This window comes from Arthrobacter sp. PM3, from assembly GCF_003352915.1.
Classification (GTDB): domain Bacteria; phylum Actinomycetota; class Actinomycetes; order Actinomycetales; family Micrococcaceae; genus Arthrobacter.
Map to the genome: position 1 here is coordinate 2,801,072 of NZ_CP022314.1, position 25,361 is coordinate 2,826,432.

General features: G+C 69.3%; 17 protein-coding genes and 1 tRNA gene. 13 read left to right on the forward strand and 5 right to left on the reverse strand.

Annotated elements, in window-relative coordinates; genetic code table 11:
• Nucleotides 1-36 precede the first annotated feature (36 nt).
• The gene (locus CFN17_RS12765) at nucleotides 37-519 is read right to left on the reverse strand and encodes a helix-turn-helix domain-containing protein (protein WP_208748112.1); all 483 of its coding nucleotides are present in this window, start codon (nucleotides 517-519) and stop codon (nucleotides 37-39) included.
• Between the two features lie 357 nt (nucleotides 520-876).
• On the opposite strand from CFN17_RS12765, the gene CFN17_RS12770 reads away from it, so the two are divergent.
• Nucleotides 877-2,382, forward strand: coding sequence for an NAD-dependent succinate-semialdehyde dehydrogenase (locus tag CFN17_RS12770; RefSeq protein ID WP_208748113.1), 1,506 nt, complete (start codon nucleotides 877-879; stop codon nucleotides 2,380-2,382).
• A 46-nt stretch (nucleotides 2,383-2,428) separates the two neighbouring features.
• Here the strand turns inward: CFN17_RS12770 and CFN17_RS12775 are convergent, their stop codons facing one another.
• From CFN17_RS12775 to CFN17_RS12785, 3 genes are read right to left on the reverse strand one after another with little or no spacing between them, the layout of a single operon-like run.
• Nucleotides 2,429-4,957 (reverse strand): DUF3488 and transglutaminase-like domain-containing protein, encoded by a 2,529-nt coding sequence (locus CFN17_RS12775; protein ID WP_208748115.1) that lies wholly within the window; start codon nucleotides 4,955-4,957, stop codon nucleotides 2,429-2,431.
• Entirely contained in the window at nucleotides 4,954-6,390 is a 1,437-nt protein-coding gene (locus tag CFN17_RS12780) for a DUF58 domain-containing protein (RefSeq protein ID WP_208748116.1), read from the reverse strand. Before CFN17_RS12780 ends, CFN17_RS12775 begins: the two co-directional genes overlap by 4 nt.
• Before the next feature lie 14 nt (nucleotides 6,391-6,404).
• Nucleotides 6,405-7,550, reverse strand: a complete 1,146-nt coding sequence (locus CFN17_RS12785; RefSeq protein ID WP_208748118.1) for a MoxR family ATPase — start codon at nucleotides 7,548-7,550, stop codon at nucleotides 6,405-6,407.
• A 177-nt stretch (nucleotides 7,551-7,727) separates the two neighbouring features.
• On the opposite strand from CFN17_RS12785, the gene CFN17_RS12790 reads away from it, so the two are divergent.
• From CFN17_RS12790 to CFN17_RS12810, 5 genes are all read left to right on the forward strand, one after another.
• Nucleotides 7,728-8,615, forward strand: a complete 888-nt coding sequence (locus CFN17_RS12790) for a TatD family hydrolase (protein ID WP_208748120.1) — start codon at nucleotides 7,728-7,730, stop codon at nucleotides 8,613-8,615.
• Between the two features lie 304 nt (nucleotides 8,616-8,919).
• A complete protein-coding gene (locus CFN17_RS12795) occupies nucleotides 8,920-10,062 on the forward strand; it encodes a resuscitation-promoting factor (RefSeq protein ID WP_208748122.1) in 1,143 nt (380 codons plus the stop codon).
• Nucleotides 10,063-10,266: 204 nt separating this feature from the next.
• Nucleotides 10,267-11,106: a 16S rRNA (adenine(1518)-N(6)/adenine(1519)-N(6))-dimethyltransferase RsmA gene (gene rsmA, locus CFN17_RS12800; protein ID WP_208751480.1), complete on the forward strand. Its 840-nt coding sequence runs from the start codon at nucleotides 10,267-10,269 to the stop codon at nucleotides 11,104-11,106.
• An 82-nt stretch (nucleotides 11,107-11,188) separates the two neighbouring features.
• The gene (locus tag CFN17_RS12805) at nucleotides 11,189-12,151 is read left to right on the forward strand and encodes a 4-(cytidine 5'-diphospho)-2-C-methyl-D-erythritol kinase (RefSeq protein ID WP_208748123.1); all 963 of its coding nucleotides are present in this window, start codon (nucleotides 11,189-11,191) and stop codon (nucleotides 12,149-12,151) included.
• A gap of 80 nt (nucleotides 12,152-12,231) precedes the next feature.
• Entirely contained in the window at nucleotides 12,232-14,061 is a 1,830-nt protein-coding gene (locus tag CFN17_RS12810) for an ABC-F family ATP-binding cassette domain-containing protein (RefSeq protein ID WP_208748125.1), read from the forward strand.
• A gap of 533 nt (nucleotides 14,062-14,594) precedes the next feature.
• On the opposite strand, the gene CFN17_RS12815 is transcribed toward CFN17_RS12810, so the two are convergent.
• Nucleotides 14,595-15,194 (reverse strand): TetR/AcrR family transcriptional regulator, encoded by a 600-nt coding sequence (locus CFN17_RS12815; protein ID WP_208751481.1) that lies wholly within the window; start codon nucleotides 15,192-15,194, stop codon nucleotides 14,595-14,597.
• Nucleotides 15,195-15,440: 246 nt separating this feature from the next.
• On the opposite strand from CFN17_RS12815, the gene CFN17_RS12820 reads away from it, so the two are divergent.
• From CFN17_RS12820 to CFN17_RS12850, 7 genes are all read left to right on the forward strand, one after another.
• Nucleotides 15,441-15,512, forward strand: a tRNA-Gln gene (locus tag CFN17_RS12820).
• 42 nt (nucleotides 15,513-15,554) lie between these two features.
• Nucleotides 15,555-17,054 (forward strand): bifunctional UDP-N-acetylglucosamine diphosphorylase/glucosamine-1-phosphate N-acetyltransferase GlmU, encoded by a 1,500-nt coding sequence (gene glmU, locus CFN17_RS12825; RefSeq protein WP_208748126.1) that lies wholly within the window; start codon nucleotides 15,555-15,557, stop codon nucleotides 17,052-17,054.
• Nucleotides 17,055-17,059: 5 nt separating this feature from the next.
• Nucleotides 17,060-18,040 (forward strand): ribose-phosphate diphosphokinase, encoded by a 981-nt coding sequence (locus tag CFN17_RS12830; RefSeq protein ID WP_208748127.1) that lies wholly within the window; start codon nucleotides 17,060-17,062, stop codon nucleotides 18,038-18,040.
• A gap of 283 nt (nucleotides 18,041-18,323) precedes the next feature.
• On the forward strand, nucleotides 18,324-18,941 hold the full coding sequence (locus CFN17_RS12835; protein WP_208748128.1) for a 50S ribosomal protein L25/general stress protein Ctc: 618 nt from the start codon (nucleotides 18,324-18,326) through the stop codon (nucleotides 18,939-18,941).
• A gap of 113 nt (nucleotides 18,942-19,054) precedes the next feature.
• Nucleotides 19,055-19,642, forward strand: a complete 588-nt coding sequence (pth, locus tag CFN17_RS12840) for an aminoacyl-tRNA hydrolase (protein ID WP_208748130.1) — start codon at nucleotides 19,055-19,057, stop codon at nucleotides 19,640-19,642.
• A gap of 183 nt (nucleotides 19,643-19,825) precedes the next feature.
• Nucleotides 19,826-22,570, forward strand: a complete 2,745-nt coding sequence (locus CFN17_RS12845) for a LuxR C-terminal-related transcriptional regulator (RefSeq protein WP_208748132.1) — start codon at nucleotides 19,826-19,828, stop codon at nucleotides 22,568-22,570.
• Nucleotides 22,548-25,250 (forward strand): LuxR family transcriptional regulator, encoded by a 2,703-nt coding sequence (locus tag CFN17_RS12850; RefSeq protein ID WP_261792191.1) that lies wholly within the window; start codon nucleotides 22,548-22,550, stop codon nucleotides 25,248-25,250. Before CFN17_RS12845 ends, CFN17_RS12850 begins: the two co-directional genes overlap by 23 nt.
• The last annotated feature ends 111 nt before the right edge of the window (nucleotides 25,251-25,361 follow it).

The following is a 25,361-nucleotide window of genomic DNA, read 5'->3' on the forward strand; positions in this document are numbered from 1 at the left end:
GGAAGTCAGCCTTGAGGGCGGTGAGGGCCTGGACCTTCACCGTCGTTCCTGCGCCCTCAAGGCCCGCAATTTTCCCAGGTAAGCCACCTCCGCCCGCAACCGTTCGTTCTCCCGGCGCAGCCTCTCCAACTCCGCCCCCGGCCCGGGCTCCGGCTCCGGCGGCGGGGACCCGGGCCTCCCGGGCCTGCCGCCAGCCTTCGGACGCAACGCATCGGCACCCTCGCGGCGATACGCAGCCGCCCAGTTCTTCAGCAACCCCGACGAGGACAACCCGGCCTCCGCCGCGAGAGCCTGGGCGGTCTCACCCGCGATGAACCGCTCGACCAAGGCCAGCTTCAGCTCGAACGAGTACACCTGTTTCGTCTGCTTGGCCACCAGCACTCCTCGACCATGGATCCTCCACCGCAGATACAGGCCCTTGACCGGCGAGCGAGCCACACCCATCACCCGCGCAGTCGCCGCATCCGCGATGCCCTTCTCAAACCACGCTACAGCGGCCTCGCGCTGATCTTCAGACAACGGACTACGACCAAACATAAAACTGCTCCCCTGAAGTCGGAAATGAATATCCCAGTCCAACTTCCGGGGACCACTTCACCTTGGGTGGGGTGGGCATGTCCGCCGGGGGCGTTGAGCCAAGGGACATGTCCAGTGGGGGGTGCTCCAGCTAGTTGTGCAGCTGCACAGCACATTCCAGACCGCATAGTGCGCGCATGCATAGACTTGCCCGTAAGCGCGGCAGTACCGTGGCAGTAATCCGCACGCCCGGGCCCACGGCAGCGAGCGTCGCCGCCGGGAGGTCGTGCCGGCAAACCAGAGCCAAAAATCCAGTGGCAACCAACTGGATCCAACCGAATTGCTGACGAGGGAGTCGTTGTGACCGTAACTGCCCAGCCTATTGTTTCCGCGGAGCGGGAGAGTGCCCTGCTGGCCTCTGTCCCGACGGGCCTGCTGATCAACGGTGAATGGCGCCCGGCCGTCTCCGGGAAGACGTTCGACATCGAGGATCCCGCGACCGGCAAGGTGCTGCTGAGCATCGCCGACGCCGGTCCGGAGGACGGCAAGGCCGCCCTCGACGCCGCCGCCGCGGCGCAGGAGTCCTGGGCGAAGGTCCCGGCGCGGGAGCGCGGGGAGATCCTGCGCCGGGCGTTCGAACTGGTGACGGCCCGGGCGGAGGACTTCGCACTGCTGATGACCCTGGAGATGGGCAAGCCGCTGGCCGAGGCCCGCGGCGAGGTCACCTACGGTGCGGAGTTCCTGCGCTGGTTCTCCGAGGAGGCCGTCCGCGCCTTCGGCCGGTACTCGGTGTCCCCGGACGGCAAGTCCCGCCTCCTGGTGACGAAGAAGCCGGTGGGCCCCTGCCTGCTGATCACGCCGTGGAACTTCCCGCTGGCCATGGCCACCCGGAAGATCGCCCCGGCCGTCGCCGCGGGCTGCACGATGGTGCTCAAGTCCGCGAACCTGACCCCGCTGACCTCGCAGCTGTTCGCCGCCGTCATGGTCGAGGCCGGGCTGCCGGCCGGGGTCCTGAACGTGATCCCGACCTCCACCGCCGGGGCCACGACCGGGCCGCTGATCAAGGACTCCCGGCTGCGGAAGCTGTCCTTCACCGGATCCACCGAGGTCGGCCGGCGGCTGCTTTCGGACGCGTCGGAAACGGTGCTGCGGACCTCGATGGAACTCGGCGGAAACGCCCCGTTCGTCGTGTTCGAAGACGCCGACGTCGATGCCGCCGTCGCCGGGGCGATGCTGGCGAAGCTGCGGAACATGGGCGAGGCCTGCACCGCGGCGAACCGGTTCATCGTGCACGAGTCCGTCGCGGACGAGTTCGCGGAGAAGTTCGCCGCGAAGATGAAGGACATGACCACGGCCCGGGGCACCGAGGCCGACTCGAAGGTCGGTCCGCTGATCGATGCGAAGAGCCGGGACAAGGTCCACGAACTCGTCACCGACGCCGTGAACTCCGGCGCGGTCGCCGTGACCGGCGGCTCCGCCGTCGAGGGCCCGGGCTACTTCTACCAGCCGACCATCCTCAAGGGCGTCACCGAAGGCACCCGGATCCTGTCCGAGGAAATCTTCGGCCCCGTCGCCCCGATCATCACCTTCAGCACCGAGGACGACGCCGTCCGGCTGGCGAACAACACCGAGTACGGGCTGGTGGCCTACGTCTTCACAAAGGACCTGAACCGGGGCATCCGGATGGGTGAACGCCTCGAGACCGGCATGCTGGGCCTGAACGCCGGCGTGGTGTCCAACGCGGCCGCCCCCTTCGGCGGGGTCAAGCAGTCCGGCCTGGGCCGGGAAGGCGGCCTCGAAGGCATCGAGGAATACCTCTACACCCAGTACATCGGCATCGCCGACCCCTACGCCGACCAGGCCTAGGAACTACTCCGCCGGCCGCGGCCCCGCACCAGCGGACCGCGGCCGGCTAGCCCCGGCGCACCCGGCGGACGGCAGCGCGGATCCTCAGCCAGGATTCGGCAACGCCCCGCCGGGTGCGCTTTGCTGTCCGGGCGAGGGCCCCGCGGGACGCCGGCAGGGCCTGCCGCCAGCCGGAGAAGACCGACGGCGGCAGCCAGTCCGCACGCAGCCGGACCGGAAGCTTCGCATTGGACCGCAGTGCTGACTGCACCAGGGCAATTCTCGCCGCGGCGGCGGCAGCGTCGCCCGGAGCCGTGCTCCCCGGTTTCCGGGCCGGACGGCCGTACCGCTCACGTTCGAAGTCCTCGGTCAGGGCTGCCGCGGCCCGCTGCCCGGGAGCGTCCGCGCCGCCGGGGCCGCCGGCGGGCGCGCCCAGCGCCCCGGAAGCACGCAGGCGCGCGGAGAAGTGCCGCGGCGTCTCGCTGGCCCCGGGCACCACGCCGTAGTCCGTGGCCAGATCCCGCAGTTCCGCCCAGGCCTGCAACGCCGGTCCGGGTGGCGCGCCGCCGTCGCCGCGGGACACCGTCCTGAGCCTGCGGCGCCGCACGGCGCTGCGCACCAGCCGCGGCGAGGCTGCCAGCAACGCCAGCAGCAGCACCACGGCGGCGCCGTAGAGCGCCTGGGCCGGGCGCGCATCCGAGGCACCCGGCGCCCCGGCCGCGGGAAGGGGGACCGGGGCGGTCGTGGGAACCGGCGCCGCGGTGGAACGCTCCCCGGGGGTTAAGGCGTCGTTGCGTTCATTGGTGCTGGCACCGCTGGGCGTGGCGGCCTCGGTGGCGTAGGCCGGGACGACGCCACGGGAGGGCGTCGGCTCAAACGGCACCCAGCCGATGCCCTGGAAGTACAGTTCCGGCCATGCATGCGCGTCCCGGGCATCGACCTCGAACTCGGGCAACGGCCCCTGCCCGGAGACGGACACGGTGGCCCCTGTGGGGCGCCCCGGGGCATAGCCGACGGCGATTCTGCTCGGAATGCCCTCCAGCCGCGCCATCACGGCCATGGCCGAGGCGAAGTGAATGCAGTACCCGCTCTTCTGGGTCAGGAAGTCCGCGAGGACGGACAGGCCGTTCCCGTCATAGCCGCCCTGGACGGGGGACTGCAACGAGTAGGTGAAGTCGAGTGAACGCAGGTACTTCTGGATGGCCAAGGCTCGCCCGTACGGGGTGGCCGCTCCGGCCGTCACCGAAGCGGCGGTGGTCCGCACGATCTCCGGCACGTTCGAGGGCTGGCGGAGGAACTGCTCCGGGAGCCCGCGCGCCGGCCCGGCGGCCTCGGCCAGCAGCCCGGCGGTAATCTGCGGGGCGACGGACGTCACCACGTACTGCTGGTCGCGGGAGTTCGTGTCCAGCCCCTTGATGCTGAGCGTGGCAGGGTCCCAGGTCCAGCGCCCGGTCAGTCCGCTGACCGACTCCGGTGCGTACGGCGCCGGGAGATAGGGGCTCGTGTACTGGCCCGTGTTGACGGCCGTGACCACGCGAAGTTCCGTCGCGGCGCTCTCCACGCCGGCGTCGATCTTTCCGGTGCCCGGCCGCCGGGTGGACTCGCGGTCATCAGGGGCCCAGGAATCGCCGTCGAAGCTGTCCACCGTCACCGACCGCAAGTACGGCGTGGTCGGGGCGTTCGTGGCGAACGTGATCCGGCCGTTGCCGGCGGGGCTGCGCAGGCTGCTGCCCAGGGTGATCATCGGATTCAGGCCGGCGGCGGCCCCGAAGGGGTTCAGCCTCGAACCCTGCGGAAACGTGCCCTGGTCGAAGCCCGGGATGACCAGCTGGGCGGCCAGTGTCACGGTCAGCGCCATGACGCCGGTGACCGCGCCGCGCCGGATTTGCCCGGGATCCCGGGCGGTGTCGGCACGGGTGCCGGCATCCGGCGCGAACCAGTGGCTGCAGCCCAGGATCAGGAGGAAGCCGACGGCGGCGCCGACGAAGCCCGGCACCCCCACACTTTGCGGCTTGATCATGGCCGGCACCACGAGGATCGCCAGGATCCCGAGCCCGCTGGTCGCCGGCAGTGCCAGTGGAAATGCCAGGGTGTCCACGAGGACCACCAGCAGCCCCAGTACCGCGCAGATCAGCATGACAATGCCTGCGTTGGGAGCCACCGGGGTGCTCTCGGCCAGGACGGTCTCGCTCGCGCGCCGCAGGAATTTACCCAGGTAGCTCATGGTCTCGGCGGACGGAATGATCCCGGCGATGCTGTGCTGCCGGAAGAAGGTGAAGGTCAGGACCACCACGAGTGCCGCCAGCCCGCCGGACGCCACGAGCCAGGGCCGGGCCCGCAGGGACCGGAGCGCTGCCATGGCGAAGGCCACGGCAAGGACGGTGGTCAGCACGGGCGAGTACCAGGCCCAGCCGCGCAGGACGCCGTTGAGCCCAAGGGCGGCACCGGCGACGGCCGCGGCGACGGCGGCCCCCATCACCCAGGGCTGGGCGCCCGGGCGGCCGCGCCGGGCGGCCGGGCCGGGGGAGAGGACCACCGCCGGTTGGTCCGCGCCGGAATGTCCCGGACCGGTGCTGCGCTGCGGTGCGAGGGTCATCGCCGGCCTCCTGCGCCGCGGCGGAGATCGGACGTGGCGGACAGGACCGGGCCGGCCTGGTCGAAGGCTGCCCAGGCTTCGGGCAGCGGGGTCCGGGCGGACACTGCCACGGCGCGCCAGCCGCCCAGCCGCAGCGCCTCCAAGACCTCAGGCATGTCGTCGGATCCGTGGACCGGATCCGTGACCAGCAGGGCGAAGGCGCTCGGCCCGAACGCGGCCGCCGGCGACAGCGCCCGGGCCTCGGCCGGGGTCAGGTGGCCCAGGAGCGCCAGGACAGGTCCGCGCTGCCGGTGGGCGGAGAGTTTGTCCATCAGGGCGTCATCGAAGGCGTGCGCCCCGGCCCCGCCGCTTGTCCCGGCGGCGGGAGCCGTGCCGGGCACCCGGGGACGGTGCAGGTGGTTGTGGTGCGCGCCGGAGAGTTGGATGGCGGCGAGGCTTTCGGCTACGGATTGCAGTCCTGCGGCCCCGCTGAATTCCTCTGCCTCGGGCTCGGGGGCGGAGGGCGACAGCCGGAAGGCAGGCGCGCCCGCGGTGTCCAGGAAGCGCAGGGAGTAGTTGCGCTCCGCGAGGTGGGCGCCGATTGACATCGCCGCGGTAACGACCCATTCGAACCCCTCGCAGGTCACCAGCTCATGGCCATCCTTCTCTCCGGTCCCGGGCCGAAAGACGCCGTGGGGGTAGGCGGCGAGCCGCTGGTCCAGGATGATGGTCGCCTCGGGGGTCGTGACGGATTCTTCCTGCCGCACCATGAGGGACCCGTGGCGTGCGGTGGCGGCCCAGTGCACCCGGCGCATGGGATCCCCGTGGCGGTATTCGCGGGTCATGACGTCGTCGTCGCTTGGATTGGCACGGATCCGGGTGGCGGTGACGCCGTCGTACCCGCGGGCACCGGCCAGCCCCGTCTCGGGAAGCTCCACGGCCGCGGGCGTCACGGTGAGGAGGTCGCCGCCGTCAATCGCGTGCCGGTGGAAAGACAACCCGAACGGATCGCTGAACTCTGCGGTGACCGGCCCGATCAGGAACTGGCCGCGCTTGGCGGAGCGCAGGTGGTACTCGTAGCGGCTGGTTCCGCCGGCCGCGGCCCGGGCCGGGAACCGGAAAACGGGGGATTCGCCGAACCGGGCCGGCAGGTGCTCCTCCATGACCGCATGGCCTGTCCCCGACCCGGTCCGCGCGACGGCCAGCCGCACCGTGGTGCGCGCCGACGTCTCGACCGGGGACGGGCTGAATTCGCGGTAGACCCTGAAGCTGGGCTTCAGCATGCGCGTCCCGGCCAGGGACAGCAGCGGCAGGACCAGCAGGAACACGGCCAGCGCCAGCAGGTCACGGCGCCCCATGATCTGGGCCGCCAGCAGAAAAACCGCACCCGCGCCGATCAGGCCCCAGCCGCGGGTGCTGAAAATGTGTCCGGGGAGCCGGTCCCTCAACGCCACGGCTGGACCGCGTCCTAGCGCGGGTTCGGCAGTTTGGGCGCCGGTGCGGCGGCCAGCGGGGAGGCCTTCCGGCCGTCTCCATGGGCTGACGCCGCCACCTCCGGGTTCACCGGGATCCCGGCGATGATGGTCCGGATGACGCTGTGCGGTGTCTCGCCCGCGCTGGACGCTTTCCGGTCCACGATGATCCGGTGGGCGAGGACGGCCTCGGCGACACTGACGATGTCGTCCGGCAGCACGAAGTCCCGGCCCTCCAGCGCGGCCGTGGCTTTGGCGGCACGCAGGAGCTGCAGCATGGACCGGGGGCTGGCGCCGAGCCGGAGCAGCCCGCTCTCCCGCGTGGCACGTCCGAGCGCCACCGTGTATTCCTTGATGGACCGTGACACGTAGACCTGCTGCACGGTCGCGATCATCGCGGCCACCTCAGCGGCCGTGACTACCGCAGTGACGCTTGCCAGGGGCGAGGACGCCTGGTGGGTTTCGAGCATTTCGATCTCGGATTCGGTGTCCGGGTAACCCATGGAAATCCGGGCCATGAAGCGGTCCCGCTGCGCTTCCGGCAGCGGGTAGGTGCCTTCCATCTCAATGGGGTTCTGGGTGGCCACCACCATGAACGGCTCATCCAGCCGGTAGGACGTGCCGTCCACCGTGACCTGGTGCTCCTCCATGCATTCGAGCAGGGCCGACTGGGTCTTGGCGGAGGCCCGGTTGATCTCGTCCCCGATGACGATGTTGGCGAAAACGGCGCCGTGGCGGAATTCGAAAGAGCGGGTCGCCTGGTTGAAGACTGACACTCCCGTGACGTCGGACGGCAGCAGGTCCGGGGTGAACTGGATCCGGCTGACGGAGCAGTCAATGCTGCGGGCCAGGGTCTTGGCGAGCAGGGTCTTGCCCACCCCGGGGACGTCTTCCAGGAGCAGGTGGCCCTGGGCGAGGAGCACGGTCAGGGCCAGCCTTGCCGCATCGGCTTTGCCGTCGATCACCGTGTTGATGGCCGTAAGGATCCGCGTGCTGGCCGAATGGAAGGCCTCCGCGTCCATGGCGTCCTGGACCCGCGGCGCGGGCCGGTGCCCGGCCGAATCCGGCTCTGTGGCAGGGAGGCCCGGGAAGTCCTGGCCTCCGGGGAGGACGTCGTCGAGGGAAGTGCGGTGGTAATCCATCGGCAGCCTTTCAGCCCTGGTAGTCCCCGGAACGGACCGGCAACAGCAGCCGGGCTCCGCGGTCGGGTTCGCCTGTCTCCTTACGGGGAAATAACAGAGTACTAACAGACTACTAACACAACTGCCGGGCCTGACAGAGAGTTCCGGGGAATTCTGGCCGCCCGATAGGGTGGAGGAATGCTCAATCCCCTCACCCCCATGCCATTCCGGTCGCCCGGAAATGACGGCACCGGCCGCGGCGGGTATCCGCCCGCACCGGAACCGCTGCCCGTCCCGGTCATGGACAACCACACGCATCTGGACTTTCCCAATGACGGGCCGTCCGTGAGCGTGCGGGACGCCCTCGACACCGCTGCGGCCGTGGGCGTCCAGGGTGCCGTGCAAGTGGGCTGCGACCTCGAATCGTCCCGGTTCACGGTCAAAGCCGTGGAGCTTGACCCGCGGCTGCTCGGCGCCGTCGCCCTGCACCCCAATGATGCCCCGGACTACGCGCGCCGCGGCGAACTGGAGGACGCCCTGGCCGAAATCGAGGCCCTCGCCGCCCACCCGCGCATCCGGGCAATCGGCGAGACGGGCCTCGACTTTTTCCGGACCGAAGGGGAGGGGCTGGCCCACCAGCGCTACTCCTTCCGTCGCCACATCGACATCGCCAAACGGCTCGGCCTCACGCTGCAGATCCACGACCGCGACGCGCACGACGACGTCGTCCAGGTCCTGCGCGAGGAAGGCGCCCCGGAGCGCGTGGTGTTCCATTGTTTCTCCGGCGGCGAGGAACTCGCCAGGACGTGCAACGCCGAGGGCTGGTACATGTCGTTTGCCGGAACCGTGACGTTCAAGAACGCCGTGAACCTGCGGGCTGCCCTGGCCATCGCGGAGCCGGAACGGATCCTGGTCGAAACCGACGCGCCGTTCCTCACCCCGCACCCGCACCGCGGCCGTCCCAACGCGAGCTACATGGTTCCCTACACCGTCCGGGCCATGGCGGATGTGACTGGAAAAGACCTGTCGGCGCTGTGCGCGCAAATCGCCGAAAACTCCTTGCGGGCCTACGGATCCTGGGCCTGAACGTCCCGGACGGGACCCCGCCGTCGATATACCGGGTATGCACAATTTCTTGGCTGCTTTATAACGCTACGGTTACAGTGGTCAACTATTAGCCGGGGTCGGGGAAGGCCTACGGATAATTTCAGCCAAGCAGGGCGTGCATCGTGGCCAACGAACCACATGCGCGCTCTCGTTTTGGGTGAGGCAGTGCATGCATCTTTCGTGACGTTTCGGACCCTGTCCGGAACCGCCCTTGGCGCGCTCACGGGAGGTGGCCGCATGCACCTATCCCCGTGCCCGGAAGGTCCAAGAGATTCGGGCAATCGTGGTCAAGTTCTTCACATCGGACGGCAAGATCAGCTTCGTCAAAGTTGGTGCGCAGCTCGTGGTGCTCGTGGCACTCGTGCTGGGCCTGGTGGCCTTTGTCGGCAACAACAAGACGATCACACTCAACGTGGACGGCAGAGTCAGCTCCGTCCAGACCTTCGGCGGGACCGTCGGACAGGTCGTTAAGAGTGCCAAGGTTGAACTGCAGCCGGCCGACCGGGTGTCGCCGTCGGTGGACACCAATGTGCAGGACGGATCAGTCATCAACGTCAACCTCGCCAAGGCCGTCAAGGTCAGCCTGGACGGCGCCGAACGGACCATCAACACCACCTCGCCCACCGTTGAAGGGCTCGTGACCGAGCTCGGCGTGGCCAGCGCCTCGCAGGTGTCGGTGCCGAAGGACGCCCAGCTGGCCGTTTCCGGCTCCTTCGTCGAGATCACGACGCCGAAGACCGTCAGCATCGTCGCGGACGGCAAGGCGGCGAAGACCACGACGACCGAGGCCACCGTGGCCAAGGTGCTCGAGGACGCCGGAGTGTCCCTCGGGGCCAGTGACCGCGTCTCCCAGCCCGGGAACGCGCCGGTGGTCAATGACATGGTCATCAAGGTTTCCCGCGTCGACGTCAGCAAGACGGCCACTACCACCGAGCCCGTCGCGTACGACACACTCACCACCGAGAGCGCCGACATGTTCAAGGGCGAGAAGACCGTCACCCAGGCCGGCGTCGCCGGCTCCACCACCAAGAGCTTCAAGCTGGTCCTCGTGGACGGCCGCGAGGCCTCCCGGACCCTGGTGTCCGAGACCGTCAACGCCCAGCCGGTCACCGAGAAAGTCACCGTGGGTACCAAGGAAAAGCCCAAGCCCGCCAACACCGGCGCGGCCGCCCCGGCCATGATGAACCAGGGCATGTGGGACAAGATCGCGCAGTGCGAGTCCGGCGGCAACTGGTCGATCAACACGGGCAACGGCTACTACGGCGGCCTGCAGTTCGACATCCGGACCTGGCTCGGCTCCGGCGGCGGCGCCTACGCCCCGAACGCCAGCCTCGCCACCAAGGCCCAGCAGATTGACATCGCCAACCGCGTTTACGCCCAGCGCGGCCTCGGCCCCTGGGGCTGCGGCTGGGCCGCCTCCAGCTAGCACGCCCTGCCGGCGGGTGAACGCCGGCCAACCTCCGCCCGCTCTCCGCGGCGGCTGACCACAGCCGCGGAGACCGCACAGGCCGGGTCCGGATCCCTTCCGGACCCGGCCTGTGGCGTACCGGCGCCGGGATAGGATACCTAGGTGACTGAACCGAGCCCCGACGCCCCCGAAAGCCTGCCGGCAGCGGCGCCCGCACCGCTGATGGGCGCCTCCGACATCCGCCGGCTCGCAGAGGAAATCGGTGTGCGGCCCACGAAGACCCTGGGCCAGAACTTCGTGATCGACGGCAACACCATCCGGCGCATCGTGGCCGCCGCGGACATCCGGGCCGGGGAGACGGTCCTCGAGGTCGGCCCCGGGCTCGGCTCGCTGACCCTGGGCCTGCTGGATGCCGCCGGGACCGTCGTCGCCGTCGAAATCGATCCCGTCCTCGCCGGGCGCCTGCCGGACACGGTCCGCCAGTGGCGCCCGCAGGCGGCGGAAGACTTCCACCTCGTCCTGGCCGACGCCATGAAAGTCACGGAACTGCCGGCGGAACCCACCGCGCTCGTGGCGAACCTGCCCTACAACGTCGCCGTTCCGGTGGTCCTGCACCTGCTGCAGCACTTCCCGAGCCTGCAGCACGGCCTCGTCATGGTCCAGGACGAGGTCGCCGACCGGCTCGCGGCGGGCCCGGGGTCCAAGACCTACGGCGTGCCCTCGGTCAAGGCCGCCTGGTACAGCAGCATGCGCAAGGCCGGGGTGATCGGCATGAACGTATTCTGGCCGGCGCCCAAGATCCACTCCGGACTCGTCGCCTTCACCCGCCGGGAACCGCCCGTCACAACGGCCACCCGCGAACAGGTATTCGCGGTGGTCGACGCCGCCTTCGCGCAGCGCCGCAAGACCCTGCGGGCGGCCCTGGCCGGCTGGGCCGGCAGCGCCGCCGAGGCCGAACGCTGCCTGCGCGCCGCCGGCGTCGATCCCGCCGCCCGCGGTGAAGTCATCGACATCGAGGCCTTTGCCCGGATCGCCGAAGCCCACGGCCGGCCCGGCTCCTGAGTTCCGTGACGCCGACGGCAGGGGTGTCCCCGGGCGCCGTCCCGTGCTTGGAGCCCGGGCCGGGATGCCATAGCGTGGAGCCATGAACGCAGTGAGAGGGCGCTTTGCCGCGAGGACTGTCCGGGTCAAGGCTCCGGGCAAGGTCAATGTCTCACTGGACGTCGGACCCTTGCGGCCGGACGGCTACCACTCGGTTGCCAGCGTCTACCTGGCGGTCTCGCTCTACGAGGAGGTCGCCGCCACCAGCACCGACACCGGCGGGATCACCGTCAGCATCAGCGACGCCAGCACTTTGGACCTGGACGGCGTGGACATCCCGCTCGACCACCGGAACCTCGCCTACAAGGCGGCGGCGATCATGGCCGACGTCTCCGAGCACGCGACCGGCGTCCACCTGGAAATCACCAAACGCGTGCCCGTGGCCGGCGGCATGGGCGGCGGCTCCGCCGACGCCGCCGCCACCCTGCTGGCCTGCGACGCGCTGTGGAACAGCGGCCTGTCCCGAGATGAGCTCGCCCACCTCGCGGCCGAGCTCGGCGCCGACGTGCCGTTCGCGCTCCTGGGCGGCACCGCCGTCGGCCTCGGCGTGGGCGACGACCTCTCCCCGGCCCTCGTCAAGGCCCAGACCGACTGGGTCCTGGTCACGGCCGACTTCGGCCTGTCCACCCCGGAGGTCTTCCGGACCCTGGACCGGCTGCGCGCCGCGGAGGGCGTGGCCGCGGACGAGCCGGTCGCCGTCGACCCCGGTGTTCTCACGGCGTTGCGCAGCGGCGACGCCGATGCCCTCAGCAGGGTCCTGGTCAACGACCTCCAGCGCGCCTCGATCGAACTGGCCCCGAACCTGCGGGACACCCTGGGGTGCGGGGAGGCCTGCGGCGCGGTCGCGGGAATCGTCTCCGGCTCCGGACCCACCGTCGCGTTCCTGGCGCACAGCGCCGCCGCCGCCGCCGGACTCGCCGAGGACCTCCGGCACCACGGACTCGACGCCATGGCCGTCCACGGCCCGGTGCCCGGGGCCCGCATCATCTCCGATACGCTCCTTTAGGAGCTTTTCCGCTCCCACGGCAACACATCACCGAACCACCGCACCGAATCCCAGCACCGAATCCCCAGAAAGCAGTTCCAGTGGCACACCTGCTCGGCGGCGAGAACCTCACGGTCTCGTATGCAACCCGGACCGTCCTTGACGGCGTAACCCTTGGCCTGGAAGAAGGCGACCGGATCGGCATGGTGGGCCGCAACGGCGACGGCAAGTCGACCCTCATGCGCCTGCTCGCGATGCGGGCCACCCCGGACTCGGGCCGGGTCACCAAGCGCGGCGACGTCAACATCGGCTACCTGGACCAGAGCGACGTCCTCGACGGCGACCTCACGGTCGGCGCGGCCATTGTGGGGGACAAAGCGGACCATGAATGGGCCGCCAACCCCAAGATCCGCGAAGTCATGGGCGGCCTGGTGTCCGACGTCGACTGGCACGCCAACGTGCACGCGCTTTCCGGCGGGCAGAAGCGGCGGGTGGCCCTGGCCAAGCTGCTGATCGAGGACCACGACGTCATCATGCTCGACGAGCCCACCAACCACCTTGACGTCGAAGGCGTCGCGTGGCTGGCCCGGCACCTGAAGACCCGCTGGCGGGCCAACCAGGGCGCGTTCCTCGTGGTCACGCACGACCGCTGGTTCCTCGACGAAGTCTGCAACAAGACCTGGGAAATCCATGACGGCGTCATGGACCCGTTCGAGGGCGGTTACGCGGCCTACGTCCTGGCCCGGGCCGAGCGCGACCGGATGGCCGCCGTCGTCGAAGGCAAACGCCAGCAGCTGGTCAAGAAGGAGCTCGCCTGGCTGCGCCGCGGCGCCCCGGCCCGGACCTCCAAGCCCAAGTTCCGGATCGAGGCCGCGAACGCCCTGATTGAGGACGTCCCGGAACCGCGCGACTCCATGGCGCTGAGCAAGATGGCCACGGCCCGGCTCGGCAAGGACGTCCTGGACCTGGAAAACGTGTCCCTGGACCTGCTGGGCGGCGAGTCCGGGCAGAAACTCTTCGACAACATCACGCTGCGTCTCGCGCCGGGCGAGCGGCTGGGCCTCGTGGGCGTCAACGGCGCGGGCAAGACCACCCTGCTGAAGCTGCTCAACGGCGAGATCCAGCCCACCTCGGGCAAGGTCAAGCGGGGCAAGACCGTGGTCACCGCCGTCCTGACCCAGGAGGTCAAGGAGCTCGACGACGTCTCGGACCTGCGCGTGATCGAGGTGATCGAGCGCGAGAAGCGTTCTTTCAACGTCGGCGGCAAGGAGTTCACCGCCGGCCAGCTCGTGGAGCAGTTGGGCTTCACCAACCAGAAGCAGTGGACCCAGGTCAAGGATCTCTCCGGCGGCGAACGCCGGCGCCTGCAGCTGCTGCGGCTCCTGGTCGGCGAACCCAACGTGCTGATGCTCGACGAACCGACCAACGACCTCGACACGGACACCCTGGCCGCCGTCGAGGACGTCCTGGACGGCTGGCCCGGCACCCTGGTGGTGGTCAGCCACGACCGATACCTGCTCGAACGCGTCACCGACCACCAGATGGCGCTCCTGGGCGACGGGAAGCTCCGCGGGTTGCCCGGCGGCGTCGACCAGTACCTGGAACTGCGCGGGTCGGCGCTGGCCGGCTCCACGGTGGCCGGCGGCGGCAACCCCGTCACAGCTGCCGGCGGGGGACCCGCACCGGCCGCCTCCGGCCCTTCGGAGGCGGAGAAGCGGGAGGCCCGCAAGGCCAAGAACCGGATCGAGCGCCAGCTGGGCAAGCTCCAGCAGCAGGAAGAGAAGATCCACGCGCAGATGACGGCCGGGGCCGGGGACGCCAGCAAGTTCGACGAGCTCGCCGAACTCAACCGGAAACTCCAGGACCTCGTCGGGGAACGCGAAGACCTCGAACTCGAATGGCTCGAAGCGGTCGAGCTGCTGGGGGAGTAGCCCGCCTGCTGGCCGCCCCCGCGGGGGACATGCTCAGTGTGCCGCCCCACGCATGGACATGCTCCCCGCAGCCCTCGTATCCCTTGGGACATGCTCAGTGTGCCGCGGCGCGGCTGGGCATGCTCCCCGCAGTCCTTAGTCCTCCCGGGGCATGCTCCTCTTTTGAAGCGAAGAATGAGCATGTCCCGCGGAGTGCCCGAAACCCTCAGAGCATGTCCAGCCGGGCGGACAAGGAGTGGACATAGGGGCGCTATGTCCACTCCCCGAGGGCAAGGATGAGCATGTCCCGAGTGCAGGGATGAGCATGTCCCGCGGGCAGGGATGAGCATGTCCCGCGGAGCGGCTGAAGCCCAGGGGGCATGTCCGGCGGCAAAGGCCAGGGACAGGCATGGTGGTCCTATGTCCATTCCCCGGGGTGTTACTGCTCCCAGGGAGTCGGAATGAGTATCCCAGTCCAACTTCCGGGGACCAGTTCCGGGCCAGGGGAGGGCATGTCCCACTGGGGGGTGGGGCCGGGGCCCGCGCCCGGAACCCTAGTCCTGGCTGCGCAACTCCGGGTCCTTCTGCAGACCGGTCAGGCCGTTCCAGGCCAGATTGACCAGGTGGGCGGCGACCTCGCGCTTGTCCGGGGTACGGCTGTCCTGCCACCACTGCCCGGTCATCGCGACCATCCCCACGAGCATCTGGGCGTACATGGCTCCGTCGGCCGGGCTGAAGCCGCGGCGGGCGAGTTCGTCTTCGAGGATGTGTTCCACCCGGGCCGCCACCTGTGAGAGCAGGGTCGAGAAGGCGCCCTCCGGCTGGGACGGCGGGGCGTCGCGCATGAGGATCCGGAATCCGTCGGTCCGGTCCTCGATGTACGTCAGCAGGGCCAGGGCGGCCCGCTCCACCAGGACACGGGGTTTGGCTTCCTCGGACAGGGCCTCGTTGATGGAGGTCAGCAGGATGTGGAATTCGTAGTCCACCACCTGCGTGTACAGGCCCTCCTTCGAGCCGAAGTGCTCGTAGATCACCGGCTTGGAGACGCCCGCGGTGGCGGCTATTTCCTCAATGGTGGTGCCGTCTAGGCCGCGGAGTGCGAAGAGTCCGCGGCCGATGCCGATTAGCTGGGTGCGGCGCTGCGGGCCCGTCATCCGGGGCCGGGGAGCGTGGCCGGGGGCACGCCCGGGCCGCCCGTTGCCGGTGTCCGCCCCGCCGGATGCGCCTGCAATGTTGCTCACAGCTCCATCATGCCCTACCCCGGCCCGCCGCACGGCCGGTGACCGTCCGCGGGAAACAGCCCGGCCGCCTCACAGCCGGTGCTGCGGGCGCTGAGTCGCACGAGCATCGACCTTCGTGGCAGAATTGGTTCTCGTGCCCCAGGTCAACCCAGGGCACGGTCCGCTCTGGTGTAACGGCAGCACCCCGGCCTTTGGAGCCGTGGAGTATAGGTTCGAATCCTATGGGCGGAACTGGCGAGACACACTGCGCAACCAAGCAAGGAGAGCCAACACGTGAGCCCCGAGAACACCGGCCCAGCCGCCGTGATCGTCCTAGCTGCAGGGGCCGGCACCCGGATGAAATCCCGCACGCCGAAGATCCTTCACGAGATCGGCGGGCGGTCCCTGGTGGGTCACGCGCTCAACGCCGCCCGCAGCATCGACCCCCGCGAGCTGGCCCTGGTGGTCCGGCATGAACGCGACCTCGTGGCCGCCCACGTCACCGCCCTCGATCCGAAGGCCCTGATCGTGGACCAGGACGACGTCCCCGGCACCGGACGCGCGGTCGAAGCCGCCCTGGAGGCCCTCGACGCCCAAGGCCCGCTGAGCGGAACGGTGGTGGTCACCTACGGCGACGTGCCCCTGCTTACCGGTGAACTGCTGGCCGAGCTCGTTGCCGTCCACGAGGCCGACGACAACGCTGTCACCGTCCTCACTGCCGTCCTCGACGACGCCACCGGCTACGGCCGCATCCTCCGTGCCGGCGACGGAACCGTCACGGGCATCCGCGAACACAAGGACGCCACCGAGGCCGAACGCGGAATCCGCGAAATCAACTCCGGCATCTACGCCTTCGACGCCGCCGTTTTGCGCGACGCGCTGGTCCACATCACCACCGACAACGCGCAGGGCGAAAAGTATCTGACCGATGTCCTGGCCCTGGCCCGTGCCGCGGGCGGCCGTGTCGCCGCCGTCGTCACCGCGGACCGCTGGCAGGTCGAAGGCGCCAACGACCGCGTCCAGCTCTCGGCCCTCGGCGCCGAACACAACCGCCGCACGGTCGAGGCCTGGATGCGCGCCGGCGTCACCGTCGTCGACCCCGCCACCACGTGGATCGACTCCACGGTGACGCTCGACGAGGACGTGCGCCTCCTGCCCAACACCCAGCTGCATGGCGCCACCACGGTGGCGCGCGACGCCGTCGTCGGCCCCGACACGACCCTCAGCGATGTCACGGTAGGGGAGGGCGCCAAGGTGGTTCGCACGCACGGCTCCGGCTCCACGATCGGGGCGCGTGCCAGCGTCGGCCCCTTCACCTACCTGCGCCCCGGCACCGTCCTGGGCGAGACCGGCAAGATCGGTGCGTTCTACGAGACCAAGAACGTCACGATCGGCCGCGGCTCCAAGCTGTCCCACCTCGGTTACGCCGGGGACGCCGAAATCGGCGAGAACACCAACATCGGCTGCGGCAACATCACGGCCAATTACGACGGCGAGAAGAAGCACCGCACGGTGATCGGCTCCGGCGTGCGCACCGGTTCCAACACTGTGTTCGTGGCCCCGGTCACTGTGGGCGACGGCGCCTACAGCGGCGCCGGCGCCATCATCCGCCAGGACGTCCCGGCCGGTGCCCTCGCCCTTTCTTTGGCCAAGCAGCGCAACGCGGAAGGCTGGGTGGCGGCGAACCGCCCCGGCTCCTTGTCCGCCGCCCTGGCCCAGTCCGCCGCCGCAACAGCCGCCGCAGGCGTCGCCCCGACTTCCTCCACTACTCCGGCACCAACAGAAGAGGGCTAGCAATCATGAGCGAAATTACGGCACACGGCGAAAAGAAGCTGGTGCTGGCCGCGGGGCGGGCGCACCCTGAGCTGGCGAAGGAAATCGCGAAGGAGCTGGGCACCGAGCTGCTGCCGCTGGACGCGTACGATTTCGCCAACGGGGAAATCTACGTTCGCGCCGGCGAAAGCGTCCGCGGCACCGACGCCTTCGTGATCCAGGCCCACCCGGCCCCGCTGAACAACTGGCTCATGGAACAGCTGATCATGATCGATTCGCTCAAGCGGGCCTCCGCCAAGCGCATCACCGTGGTGTCCCCGTTCTACCCCTACGCCCGGCAGGACAAGAAGGGCCGCGGCCGCGAACCGATCTCCGCGCGCCTGGTCGCCGACCTCTACAAGACCGCCGGGGCCGACCGGATCATGAGCGTGGACCTGCACACTTCGCAGATCCAGGGCTTCTTCGACGGCCCCGTGGACCACCTCATGGCCATCCCGCTCCTGGCCGACTACATCCGCACCCGCGTCGGCTCGGACAACATCACCGTCGTCTCCCCGGACACCGGCCGCGTCCGCGTCGCCGAACAGTGGGCCGAACGCCTCGGCGGCGCCCCGCTGGCGTTCGTGCACAAGAGCCGCGACCTGACGGTCCCCAACCAGGCCGTGTCCAAGACGGTCGTGGGCCAGATCGAGGGCCGCACCTGTGTACTGATCGACGACATGATCGACACCGGCGGAACCATCTCCGGCGCCGTCCAGGTGCTCAAGAACGCCGGCGCCAAGGATGTCATCATCGCCGCGACGCACGCCGTGTTCTCCGACCCGGCGGCCCGCCGGCTGTCCGAGTCCGGTGCCCGCGAGGTCGTGGTGACCAACACGCTGCCGATCTCCGCGGACAAGCGCTTCCCGCAGCTGACGGTGCTGTCCATCGCGCCGCTGATCGCGCGCGCCGTCCGTGAAGTGTTCGACGACGGCTCCGTCACCAGCCTGTTCGACGGCCAGGCCTGATCCCTGCCCGTCCCGCGCTGCCCGTCCCGCGCTGCCGGTGGGCCCGGTTTCAGAAACCTGGCCCGCCGCTGGTAGGGTTGTACCGAAACCTTGGCGAGGGAGAGCGCCGGTAAGCCGTATACATACTGTATACACGGCCGCCGGGCTGCTGGTCTCCGTTATCGACTGGGTCTGAATCTCCTTCTGAAGGGCAGCTGCACGGCAGCCCGGCGTTGAAGGTCGCAAACAGACCTCCGCCCTTGCTGACCACCGTTTAGCTTGAAATGCCACGAGGAGTTACCCCATGTCTGAGCAGAAGCTCGCAGCAGAAGTCCGCACCGAATTCGGCAAGGGCTACGCCCGCCGCGCCCGCATGGCCAACCTGATCCCGGCCGTCATCTACGGCCACGGCGCCGAGCCGATCCACATCACCCTGCCGGCGAAGGCCACCACCCTGGCGGTCCGCGTCCCCAACGCCCTGCTCACCCTGGACATCAACGGTGAACAGCACCTGGCCCTGGTCAAGGACATCCAGCGCAACCCGATCAAGCAGATCGTCGAGCACCTGGACCTCCTGACCGTCCGCACCGGCGAGAAGGTCACCGTTGACGTCCCCGTCCACGTGACCGGCGAAGCCGCCCCGGGCACCGTCCAGAACCTCGAACTGACGGTTGTTTCCGTCGAAGCCGAGGCAACCCACCTGCCGACCGCCATCGAGGTCAGCATCGAAGGCCGCGGCGCCGGCGAGCACGTCCACGCCTCCGACCTCGTCCTGCCGAAGGGCGTTGCCCTGCTGGCCGACCCCGAGGCCCTGGTTGTCAACATCTCCGAGGCTGTCGAAATCGTCGAAGAGGGCGAAGAAGCCGGCGAGGAAGCCGCTGAGGCTCCCGCCGCCGCGGAATCCGAAGCAGCAGCCGAGTAATTTCTGCGCATTCACCGGTGGCCGGGTCCCTGAGGGGCCCGGCCGCCGTCGTCTGACGACCCGTTCCGCCCTGCGCGTCCCGCCCCGACCCGGGCCTACCGAAGGACTGATCCATGACCGACACCTGGCTGATCGTAGGCCTTGGCAATCCCGGACCCGAGTACAGCCACAACCGGCATAACGTCGGCCAGATGGTCCTGGACGAGCTCGCCGCGCGCGCCGGGGGCGGCTTCAAATCACACAAATCCCGTGCCCAGGTCCTCGAAGGCCGCCTGGGTATCGGCGGGCCCCGGGTGGTGCTGGCCAAGCCGCTTTGCTATATGAACGTCTCCGGCGGCCCGGTCTCGGCGCTGGCACAGTTCTACGGGATCGACCCCGCCCACGTCATCGCCGTCCACGACGAGATCGACATTCCCTTCGACACCGTGAAGCTGAAGCTCGGCGGCGGGGAAGGCGGCCACAACGGGCTGCGCGACATCTCCAAGGCCCTGGCCACCAAGGACTACCTGCGCGTGCGGGTGGGCGTCGGACGTCCGCCGGGCCGGATGGACACCGCCGACTTCGTCCTGCGTGATTTTTCCGCCCCGGAGAAGAAGGACCTGCCCTTCCTCATCGATTCAGCCGCCGACGCCGTCGAGCTTCTGGTCAAGGACGGCCTGCTCGCGGCCCAGCAGAAGTTCCACCCCGCCAAAGCGCAGTGAACCCGCCACAACCCGGTAAACAGGGCCCGGACCCCACCAAGATGTCCGAATAATGGGTTTCCGTTCCAAGAATCCGGCATTCCGGTTATGATCTGTCTACTCTCACGTCGGGGGATAGGGATACGCTACTTCTAAGTGGGCAGTCTGGGGTTGCTGTCTACAAAGCGGTACGAAGGAAACTACATGTCGAGGGATTCGCTGGGCTGGGGGAATGTTTCCACTACATTGGCACCCGCCGAAGAAGAACATGCCGCCGGTCCGGTCGCGAGGCACGGATGGTCCGGCCTGGCACGCAGCGCCGACGCCGAGCGCGTCCGGACGGAACTGCTGGCGCAGGACCGGATGGGCGTCGTTATCACCGGCGACCGCGGTGTCGGCAAGACGCTGGTCGGCCGGACTGCCCTCGCGGGATTCGGCCCCGAGGTCTACACCATCCAGCTCCGGAGTTCAGGACCCGGGACGGCCACGCCCTACGGCTGCCTCGCTTTCACCCTGGCGCGGCTCCCGCAGAGCTCCCTGGGCTCGCCGACAGCCATCCTGCACGGCATCACCTCACTGATCCGCGACGACGCGGCCGGCCGTCAGTGCGTTATCCTGCTCGACAACGCGGGGGCGCTGGATGAACTGAGCACCGGTGTCCTGCTGAACCTGCTGCAGACCCGCACCGCCCGGCTCATCGCGACGGCCCAGCGCACCACGGACCTTCCGCCGGACTTCTACTGGCTCATCACCTCCGGCCAGCTTGCCGAGGTGCGGCTGGCAAACCTGACCGAACTTGAAACGCTGGAGGTCCTCCAGTCGGCCCTCGGCCACCGCGTCTCGACCGCCCTGGCAAGCCAGCTGCACCAGCTGGTCGGCGGCAGCCCGACCCTCCTGCAGGCCGTCGTGTCCGAACAGATCGAACGCGGCAACCTCGTCCTGTCCGGGTCCGTCTGGACCCTGGTGGACGAGGTTGTACTGGACGGACGGACCGCGCTGGAAGATATCGTCCGGGCCAGGTACGCCCGGGAGACACCTGAGGCGCGGGAAGTCATCGATGTCCTCTCCTGCGCACGCACGCTCCCGCTGTCCCGGCTCGCCAGGATGTACAGCCCCGGCGTCATTGCCGACATGGAGGAAGCCGGCCAGATCGTCGTCGACCGCACGGACCGGCACCTGGTCACCCTCGGCGACCGCTACCTGGGCGACATCGTCCGCAACTGGCTGAGCGTTGAACGCCGCCTGGAACTCCGGGACAAGGTCCCCGGGCACCAGAAACATGAACTGGACGAGCTGACCGTCGAGGACCTGCTGGCGTACGCGGCGTGGACCCACGACTGCCACGCCCAGCTCGCCCCTGCCCACGCACTGGCGGCAGCCAGTGCCGCCGTCAAGCTCTTCGACCCGAAATTCGCCCTCAAATGCGCCGGCAGCCTGTCGCCGTCGGATACCGAGTGGGCCGCCGGCCAGCTCCAAAAATCGGCGGCCTATCTCCAGCTCGGCCTGCCCCTGCAGGCGATGTCCGCGCTGGACGATGTCTCCGAGCAGCAGGTCAGGGACCTCACAGCCGAAGGCTTTGCCGACTTCATTGCCGCGAAGGCCGACTGCATGGCCTGGCTGGAGGATCGTTCCGGCAAGGTCCCCGAACTCCTCCGGCAGGCCAGGGTGCGGCTCCAGGAGCTCAGCCTGGACGAGCCGCCGGCCGACCCCGCCGCGCTGTCCCGGGCCGGGCTGGGCCTGGACCTGTGCGAGTTCAACTACCTGTCCTTCATCGGGGACTACGAGCCCATGATGGAGCGGCTCACCACGGCGGCCACGACCGACATCCCGGGCGCCGATCCCGCGCACCGGCTCCGGTCCGCCATCATCCTGATGGAGGCCCTGTCCATGACGGGCCGGGAGCTGGATGCGAAGAAACTCATGCGCGAGGTCGGCGGCCAGCTGGGCGAATGGTCCCACGTGCCGCGCTTCCGTGAAAACTTCGCCTGGCGTTCCTACAACGTCCTGCTCCTGTCCGGCCTGTGGCGCCAGGCCATCGACATGCTCAAGGACGCCAGCGGCCGGGCCGGGCACGGGCTGCATTCGGGCAGCGCCGCCACCGACCTCGCCGTCGGGCTTGCCTACGTGTATGCCGGCCGCGGCTACATGGCGCTGGACCCGCTGTTGGCCGCCATCGCCCAGCTGGAGGTCCGGGCGAGCCTGCAGTCCCTGCGCCAGGCCTACGCAGCGACCGCCTTTGCGTATGCCCAGACCGGCAACTCCGTCCAGGCCACCATCTACCTGGACCGCGCCCGCTCGGCCGATGGCCCGGCCCGGTTCACGGTGAGCAGCTCGACGGAGTTCTGCATGGACATGGCCTCGCGGTGGCTCGGCGACCCCGAGGCCAAAGACCGGCTGGTGCGGTCCGCGGAGGCGCATTTCCGGAAGGGGCGCTACACCCTGGCCGGCATCTGCATGCTCGGAGCCACAGTCAACGGAACAGCCAAGGACTTCATCTTCATGGAGGAGATCGCCGGGCTGAGGCAGGGCCCGCTGTCCGAACTGTCCCGCACGGTCGCCGTCGGCAGCCGGAAGAAGGATGCCGCGGTGATGCTCGAAGCCGCCGAACAGGCCGCGGCACTGGAGCTGGACGCCGTCCAGGCCCGCTGCGCGGCGCTCGCGTTCGACTTCGCCAAGGGCGCCGGACTGACCGCCAGCGCCAACGCCGCATACAGCATGCTCGAAAGCCTCTCGGAGTCGGTTCCGATGCTGCCCGTCATGCCCCGGAACAAGGGGCCGCTGCTCACCGACCGGGAGCGGCAGATCGCCGCCCTGGCCGGAAACGGGGTCTCGAACAAGGACATCGCCCTGGAAGTCGGCATTTCGGTCAGAACAGTGGAGGGACACCTGTACCAGGTGTTTACGAAGCTCGGCGTATCTTCGCGAAGTGATCTGCTTGGACTCATCTAGGGGCACGGCGGGGCCCCCCGGCACCGAGGCTAACCACGCCTTGACCGGGAGGTCTGAAGATTTGAAGTCGGCCGTCGAGTCGCTTCAGGGCGGCAGCCACGTGGCCGTGTTCGTCCTCGGCGACAGCGGGACGGGGAAGTCCAGGCTCATCGAAGCCGTGGTGGCCGAGCTCGCCGCCGAAGTGACACCGGTGCGGATCCACGGCAGCGCGTCCCTGACGAATGTCCCCTACGGTGTCCTGGGGCCCTTCATCGTCGGGTTGCCGGTCCAGGACGCGACATCGCAGCTGGCCGTGCTGCGCACCCTGTGGTCGCATTTGGAAGAAGAGAAACGGGCCACCCAGAAGCCGCTCCTGCTCATCGTCGACGACGCCCACGACCTCGACGAGGCGACGGCGGGCATCCTGGCGGAGCTGGCCGCGGCCGGCTGGGCGAAACTGCTCGTGGGAGCGGCGGCCCGCCCGGGGCTGCCGGAGCCGCTCCTGCAGCTGTGGTTCGAAGGCATCGCCGAGCGGCATGACCTCCGGCCGCTGACCCTCGCGCAGACCACCGAAATGCTCGAAGGCGAGCTCGGCGCGCAAGTCCTGCCCAACGTCGCTGAGATCCTCTGGGAGGCTTCCGGCGGGAACCCGATGCTCCTCAACGGGCTCCTCGACGACGCCCGGAAGGACGGGACGCTGCTCCGGCAGAACGGCGTCTGGCTCTTCACCCGGCACCTGAACAGCCACGGCGACCGGCTGACCGACGTCGTGCGCCGCCAGCTGCTGCTCCGCTCGCCGGAAGAACGACAGGCGCTGAACCTGGTGGCGCTGGCCGAGCCGGTCGCCCGGGACCTGATCGAGTCCGTCGCCGGCGAAGCGGCCGTGGAATCGCTGATCGAGAGCGAACTGATCCGGGTGAGCGACTCGCCGCCCGGCGAACTTCGGCTGTGGCATACCGTGTACGGCGACACCCTCCGGAACCTGATCTCGCCGGCGCGGAGCCTGCAGCTGAGGCAGAGCCTGCTGCGGCGCATGGACAGCGAACCAACGTCCGCCGAAGGACTGCTGCGCCATGTGAGCTGGTCGATCGAATGCGGGGCCGAAGTCGAGGACCGGCAGCTCCTGCGGGCCGCGGTGCTCGCCAGCCGGCTCTACGAGGACGAACTCGCCCGCAAGGCCGCGGGCCTGGTCAAGGACCCGGACCTGCAGATGGCGGCCCGTGCCGTGATCGCGCGGACCCGCTACAACTCCTCCGACTACGTTGCGGCATGGGAAATCCTCGACGCCGATTTCGGCCAGGGCAACACGCTGCCCAGCCTGCTGGCCGGCTCACTGCTCTGGGCCGCGGTCATGTCCGCGCTCGGACATGAACCGGACGAGATCATGAAACGGGCCCGGACGCTGCAGCATGCCGGCGAGCGTCTGGCCGAGGCCCGGCCGGACACCGCGCAGGACGTCCTCGCCGCCGTCGCCGAACGACTGGACACCATGGAAGCCATGGTGCTGGCCATCGCAGGCGACTACACCAAGGCACCCGCGGACGCGGAGCTGCCGCCGCCGGCGAACAACCTCCAGGCGGCCTTCCGGCTGACCCTCGACGCGGAGCGGCTCCTGGCCGCCGGCAAGGGCCTGAGCTCGTTTGCCGTGATGTCCCAGGCCGTGGAAGCTGCCGGGACCGACCACGACGAGCTGTACTTCCTCACGGATTTCCTCGTGGTCCGATCGGCTGCCGCGGCGGTCCAGGCCGGAGACTGGCAGGCAGCCGAAACCCTCCTGGCCGGTTTCGTCGCCGGGTCCGGGCCGAGCCTGATCTCTTTCGGCGGGGGAGTCCACGCCGCCCACGGCATCATCCTGCTGTACCAGGGCAAAGCCGCCCAGGCACTTCACACCCTGGGTGCCGCGCTCGAAGCGCTGCGCCTGACCGACCCCCAGCAGCTGTTCGCCCTCACGGCGGCCATGGCCTTCGCCGCCGCCGCGGAAGTCGGCGCCCAGACCAAAGCCGAACTGTTCCTCGCCGACTACGAGACCGCCCCGGCGGCGTTGCCGCGTTACATGCGCTCCCTCGCCGCGATGGCCGTGGTCTACGGCAAGGCCCGGCTCGGGAACTACCCCGGTGCGATCGAGGAACTGAAACGGCTCGGACGCCCCGATCAGGCGACGGACACGGCCGGCCTCGAACTCGACGCGCTGGCCCTGTGCCTGGCGCTGGGGGACACGGACGCGGCCCCGCGGCTGCTGGAACTGCAGCCCGGGCTCGAAGGTCCGAGGGCTGCCGCGATCTGCGCCTACGCGGCGGCCATCAGCACGGACAATGCCGCGGACCACCTGGACGCTGCGAAGACGTGTGAAGCCGCCGAGCTGTGGACCTTCGCCGCGCTTGCCTATGACGCAGCGGCGCACGCCTACCGGGCCGCGGGCGACACCCTGCGCGAGCGCATGGCCAACTCCCAGCGCAGGAGGTGCCTGGACCGGGCGGATGATCTTCCCGGCGAGGACACGGCCAAGAGTGACGACTCGCTGGGCATCCTGACGCGCCGCGAACGCGACATTGTGGCGCTCGCGGTGCGGGGCCTGACCGACCGGCAGATCGCCGCCGAACTGCAGGTGTCCGTGCGCACGGTTGAGGGCCACCTCTACCGCAGCTACGCCAAGCTGAACGTGAAGGGCCGCGAACAGCTCCCCGGGATCGGCCCCCGCTAGGTTCCGCAGCCGCATGTGGCGGGCCGTATTCCGGGCTTCCGGGAGGACACGGCCGGGGACACCTGAAACCGGTTTTCCGACTACTTGGTTTCGACCCCGCAGCCGTGCCGG